A 5693-nucleotide genomic window follows, 5' to 3' on the forward strand; every position below is an offset into this window, starting at 1 on the left:
GTTAAGCTCTCTAGCGCCGATGGTAGTTGGGACCTTGTCCCTGTGAGAGTAGGACGTCGCCAAGCAACTTTAAGACGAGTCAGAATGACTCGTCTTTTTTGTGTTTTATAAAAATAAGAATGGCTGGTAAATCTCAGTTTATTAAAATTTCACTTTATTGTTCACATCAACAAGTTCAAAACGCTCACAGACGAGTAACATATCTTCAGAGAAATTAAGACCAAGCTCATTTAGTTCCTTTGTAAAAAAACGAACATGGGTGTCTCTCCAGTAATTATAAGTACGATCTCCTTCGCCTTCAGCGATAGCGAATTCTTCGCTTACTTCATTCATTGGTGTTACAGTTACTTCTATTGTCTTAATAATAGCTACAGGTTCATCATTACTATTGAGTATAATACTATAATCATTAGTAGTCGGTAGCGATTCATGTTCTAATTCATAAAAAATGTGACCGGAGCATGTAGCTGTTTTAATACCGTCAATTACTAGTTGTGCAAGATAATTAGGGGCATCCCCAAATTGCCAAGCTGTAACAGATTCTGGTTTTTTGTTGTTTCTCCAATAAGTATCCCAATATGTCTGTGCTAATTGATTCATTTTTATCGTCACCTCACTCTAATTAATATTTAGTCTCTTTATAATTCCTAGGAAATTTACTTATTTGTTATGCCTTTGTACTCATTTTTAATTTGTATTAGTGTGTTGCAAATTAAAAAGATACTATGTGGAGTGAATATAATTTGTAAATATGTTCTGTACATATATGGGATCTTTAAATTTCTAATTGCATTTTATGATAAAGGATATAGTTACTTAAAGAACGTTCAGATTATGAATGGTAGTTTATTATCACTATGCCATATTGAAGTGAGTAATACTAGAGTTAAAATAGATAAAAAAACCGATATTCTAAATTGAATATCAGTTTAATAATATGTGACTTATATGAATCTATAGCAATACGAAAAGCGTAAATAAGATAGCCAACAAAATACGATAGTATGCAAAAGGTTTTAAACCTATCTTCTCTAAAAGCTTTAGAAAAGTTACTACCGCTAGCATCGCTACTATAAAAGAGGTAATGAATCCTACCGCAAACATAGGGATGTCATCGACACTTAAATACTTCCAACTTTTTAGTAAGTCTAAGCCTGTCGCCCCAATCATTACAGGAAGAGCTATTAGAAAAGAGAATTCAGATGCAGTCTTATAATTTACTTTTGCTAATAGACCTCCAGAGATAGTAGAGCCAGCTCTAGAGAAGCCAGGGTATACCGCTAAGCACTGAAATAATCCGATTGTTAAAGCTTGGCGGTATGTTAAATCGTCCAGTGAATAGGCTGCTGCCTCTTTCTTTTTTACTTCTGCAAAGATCATAAGAATTGCCCCTGCTACAAGTCCAATCACAACAGTGTATGGCTGGAATAAGTATGTTTTAATAATATCATGTAGTAGCAAACCAGCAACCACTGCCGGAAATACGCCAAGAAATACATGGAACGCATTGAATTTTTTTTCTTTCTGTATAAGAGGTTTAATATTACATAAAGAAACGAGACGTTTATGATATAAAATTGCAATAGCTAAAATTGCGCCTAGCTGAATAACAATTTCAAACGTTTTTGCTCTTTCTCCCTCAAAGCCTAATAAATGCCCAACTAATATAAGGTGACCAGTAGAAGATATAGGTAAAAATTCAGCTAATCCTTCTACAATACCGAGTATGAAGGCAATAATGATATCGCTCATAGTTTCACTCCTATACATTAATGAATGTCTACTTTTTTAAAATAGAATAGTGTTGCAATAAATCCGGAAATTGTCGTTACTGCAATGATGATATAAGAATACTCTGGTGGATATGTCGGTTGTAATTCGTTATTTGCGATATCTAGAGTAGCGGTCCACGGAAATAAATCTTTATGCTTGGAGTTTACGAGCATAAGATTAGTCATTGTAATAATGACTGTTAATATAATGGGTGGTACATAGCTCTTCATTACAAGAGTTAGTAGCACAATAGGTGAAGACAATAGAAAGAGAAGTCCACCACATATTAAAAATTCTAGGAAAGAACCTAAAAGTAAAGAAATGTTAAAACCAGGGAAGTTCCCCAATAGCCCTAATATTAAAGTAAGTGCCCAAGCGACTAAAGTTAGCATCATAATCCAAAGAAAGAGAATGATGAATTTACTTATAATAAAGCTAATGCGCGACACGGGGATAGTTAGTAAATTTTTCAGTGTATCTTCTGTATATTCGCGGGTAAGCAAATAAGCAACCACTACTCCATATAAGGGGAATCCTATAACTAAAGTAGTATATAAGTTAACGTCAGTGAATAATTGATGGAACCAAATAGTTGGAGTTGGCTGTTTTGTTTTTATATGTATATAAGAGGCTACTACAACTAAGAAAGGTGCGACACCAGCACCAATAATGCTAATTAAAAACATATTAGAGCGTTTTAGCTTTAAGAGTTCTGTATAGAGTAGATTAACCAATTGTTCCACCTCCAACTAGTTTGGTGAAATAATCTTCTAGTCTATCTTCGCTTATCATCATTTTTAATACTTCAATATCATTAAGAACAAACGTTCTGTTTATGTATCCTTGTTGTCCAAAATGAGAGTAAATACGAATATTTCCTTCATCATGTACTTCATAATCAAAAATTTGAAGATGATTTTCTAATAACATCACAGCTTTATCGTCATTATTCACTTGAAACTCTATGTACTTACGGTTTGCCTTGCGCAGCGTATCAAGAGAAACTTCTTCTAGTAACTTTCCTTCATGAATAATTCCGATACGATCGACTAACTGTTCTACCTCGGCTAATATGTGACTAGAAATGAGTATTGTTATATTTCTTTCTTGAGCTAAAGAATGAATAAGTTTTCGCATTTCTTTAATACCAATAGGGTCTAGTCCGTTAGTTGGTTCATCTAATATGAGTAGCTCAGGATAATGGAGAAGAGCACGTGCAATTCCTAAGCGTTGCTTCATTCCTAAAGAATACTTTCCTACTAACTTTTTTGTCTCATGCTGCAAGCCTACTATTTCTAATGCTTCTTCGATAGCATTCTTTTTGTGAACCCCAATTATCTTTGCATTAATTAATAGGTTTTCTTTTGCAGTTAAGTTTTCATAAAATCCTGGAACTTCAACTATAGAACCAATTCTGCTTAAAATATCTTTTTGATTTTGGAATAAGTTCTCTCCGAATATTTCAATCGTTCCACTTGTAGGCTTTATAAGACTAAGTAGCATACGAATGGTTGTTGTTTTACCAGCACCGTTGCGGCCTATGAAGCCATAAATCTCCCCTTGTTGAACATTAATATTTAAATTATCTACTGATTTTTGATTGCCATATACTTTAGTAAGGTTAGTCGTTTTTATAATTGTATTTATAGGAGACACCTGCTTTCTATAAGTTCTTACTTACATCATAAAAAGGAAGGCTTAACTGCATATTAATCATTTCTTAACTATTTCTTAAAAGTATTGTGCTTTGGAATAGAAAAGCCAAAAGTAGTTCGTTTCCATGGAGTACTTTCAACCCATATATGTCCACCGTTTTTCTCAACAAGCGCTTTGGAAATAGAAAGCCCGAGACCGCTACCACCAAATGAAGAGTTTCTTGATTGTTCGCTTCGGTACATTCGCTCAAATACGTTTTGTAAATCATGTTTTGGAATACCAGGGCCTTGATCCCAAATATGAAGTTCGTATTCTGCATCAGCTTCTAGCAATTCGACTCCTATTGTTTTCCCATCCTTTCCGTAATAAATTGCATTTTTCATTAAATTACCGATAATCCGCATAATGCTTAGATGATCTGCGATGATAGGACAAGTAGATTCTGGTATGAGAATTTGCAGTTCGATGTTATGTTTTGAGAGCTCAGGTAAAAATTCAATCAAAACTTCTCTAGTAACTTCAGAAAAGTCGAGTTCTTCTTCTTTTAGTGGAAATTCATTAGCGTCTAGCTTCGCCATATTGAATATTTCATCAACTAGGTGCTTTAAGTTATTTGATTTCATATAGAGTATTTTAAGATATTCTTGTTTTTCTATTTCAGAAGCAGCAACTCCGTCTTTCAAAGCATCTATATATCCGATAATGGAGGTGAGTGGTGTTCGTATATCGTGGGAGATACTAGACAAAAGTTGTTTTCTGGATTCCTCGGATCTTTTGGCTTCAATTTGAACCTGCTCTAATTTACCTATTAGCTCGTTTATTGAAAAAACGATATTATGTAATGAGTGGTCATTGCTTGTGAATAATCTCGTTTGTAAGTTTCCTTTTAGTATACGACTTAATTTAGTATCCATTGCTTTGCGATGTTGAATGAATTGTATTCTTGAAAAGAAGAGATAAATTGTAATTAAGATAAGGATAATAAATAAAGACATTTTTATTTTTGGATCCATTTGTATGTTTAAAATCCCGCAAATGATAAGTTGTAATGAAATCAGGAAGAGGGTTTTATCAGTCTTCAAGCTTTTCACCTACAAACTTATAACCAATTCCCCATATAGTCTGAATGAATTTTGGATTGGAAGGGTCAATTTCTATTTTCTTTCTGAGTTTTCGAATATGTACCATAACGGTATTGTCATCTTCTATATAATTATCGTCCCACACATTTCGGAAGAGCTGTGTTTTTGTAAATACTTGCCCTGGGTTTGAAGTAAAGAATTTTAACAGTTCCAGTTCTTTTCCGGTTAAGCTAATTTCTTCTTTGTTTGTATGAACTGTGTATGTATTTAAATTGATAGTTAGTCCTTTAAAAGATAAAGTTGTTTTTTCTTGAGCAGTATTGTTACTTCCGAGAACTAAAAAACGCCGCATAAGAGCTTTTACTCGTGCAATTACTTCGTGAATGCTGAAAGGTTTCGTAATATAATCATCAGCACCAATGCTTAAACCTAAAATTTTATCAACTTCGTGATCTTTAGCGGTGAGCATTAATATAGGTATGTTAGTTTTATCTCTAAGTTTTTTACATACCTCGATTCCATCTATTTTGGGCATCATAAGATCTAATATAACGAGGTTATAGTTATTTTGATTAAATAAATGTAAGGCTTCTTCGCCGTTGATTGCAGTGTCTACCATGTATAATTCTCGTTCTAAATATATTTTTAATAAATTTCGGATTTCTTTATCGTCGTCTGCTATAAGGATACGTATATCTTTCATATCTTCACCTGCTTCTAATAGAGTTTTATTGATAGTACAACAACTCTCTAATTATATACTAGTATTTGTTAAAATAAGGTTGCTAGTTTTGTTGGAGGAAAACGTCCACACAAGTTAAGTCTAGAGTTCAAATTAACTCGAATATATTTGGAAAAACAAATTAAAGAGAAGCAGAAGGTGTACTCCGATAATGAAATCCTATAGAGACGTATTTAGTTAAAAGAGCATAAAAATATTAAATTGAAGTTCTTTATAAAAAGGTGTTGACGATTATACTTTAGAGGTGTAATATAGAACAAGTCGCCGATGACATTAACGTCGAAAGCGACAAACGAAATAAAAAACTTAGTTGACATTGAAAGATGAAAATGTTAACATAAGGAAGTCGCAAATGAGCGACCAAGTAGTTCTTTGAAAACTGAACGAAACAAACAACGTGAAACGTCAATTTTTATTTTAGATGCTAGACAAACTAACTT

The 5693-nt window shown here is 33.3% G+C and carries 6 protein-coding genes; all 6 read right to left on the minus strand.

Features of this window, described 5'->3' with window-relative positions:
• Positions 1-141: 141 nt before the first annotated feature.
• A complete protein-coding gene (locus tag ACTFP3_RS30000) occupies positions 142-600 on the minus strand; it encodes an ASCH domain-containing protein (protein WP_016124221.1) in 459 nt (152 codons plus the stop codon).
• A gap of 354 nt (positions 601-954) precedes the next feature.
• Entirely contained in the window at positions 955-1752 is a 798-nt protein-coding gene (uppP, locus tag ACTFP3_RS30005; RefSeq protein ID WP_001279957.1) for an undecaprenyl-diphosphate phosphatase UppP, read from the minus strand.
• A gap of 17 nt (positions 1753-1769) precedes the next feature.
• The gene (locus tag ACTFP3_RS30010; RefSeq protein ID WP_000247719.1) at positions 1770-2507 is read right to left on the minus strand and encodes an ABC transporter permease; all 738 of its coding nucleotides are present in this window, start codon (positions 2505-2507) and stop codon (positions 1770-1772) included.
• Positions 2500-3429, minus strand: coding sequence for an ABC transporter ATP-binding protein (locus tag ACTFP3_RS30015; protein WP_000074581.1), 930 nt, complete (start codon positions 3427-3429; stop codon positions 2500-2502). The genes ACTFP3_RS30010 and ACTFP3_RS30015 overlap by 8 nt, the downstream gene beginning before the upstream one ends.
• 68 nt (positions 3430-3497) lie before the next feature.
• Positions 3498-4511, minus strand: coding sequence for a sensor histidine kinase (locus ACTFP3_RS30020; RefSeq protein ID WP_006921271.1), 1014 nt, complete (start codon positions 4509-4511; stop codon positions 3498-3500).
• Complete coding sequence (locus ACTFP3_RS30025) at positions 4501-5214, minus strand: response regulator transcription factor (RefSeq protein WP_000651995.1); 714 nt, start codon at positions 5212-5214, stop codon at positions 4501-4503. The genes ACTFP3_RS30020 and ACTFP3_RS30025 overlap by 11 nt, the downstream gene beginning before the upstream one ends.
• Positions 5215-5693: the final 479 nt, after the last annotated feature.

Origin of the sequence: Bacillus cereus group sp. MYBK5-2, assembly GCF_051915685.1 — a bacterium.
GTDB classification, from domain to species: Bacteria; Bacillota; Bacilli; order Bacillales; family Bacillaceae_G; genus Bacillus_A; species Bacillus_A cereus.

Excerpts from the sequence above, each read along its gene's own strand:
- ACTFP3_RS30000 (WP_016124221.1), bottom strand. The coding sequence starts at position 600 with ATGAATCAATTAGCACAGACATATTGGGATACTTATTGGAGAAACAAC.
- uppP (WP_001279957.1), bottom strand. The coding sequence starts at position 1,752 with ATGAGCGATATCATTATTGCCTTCATACTCGGTATTGTAGAAGGATTA.
- ACTFP3_RS30025 (WP_000651995.1), bottom strand. The coding sequence starts at position 5,214 with ATGAAAGATATACGTATCCTTATAGCAGACGACGATAAAGAAATCCGA.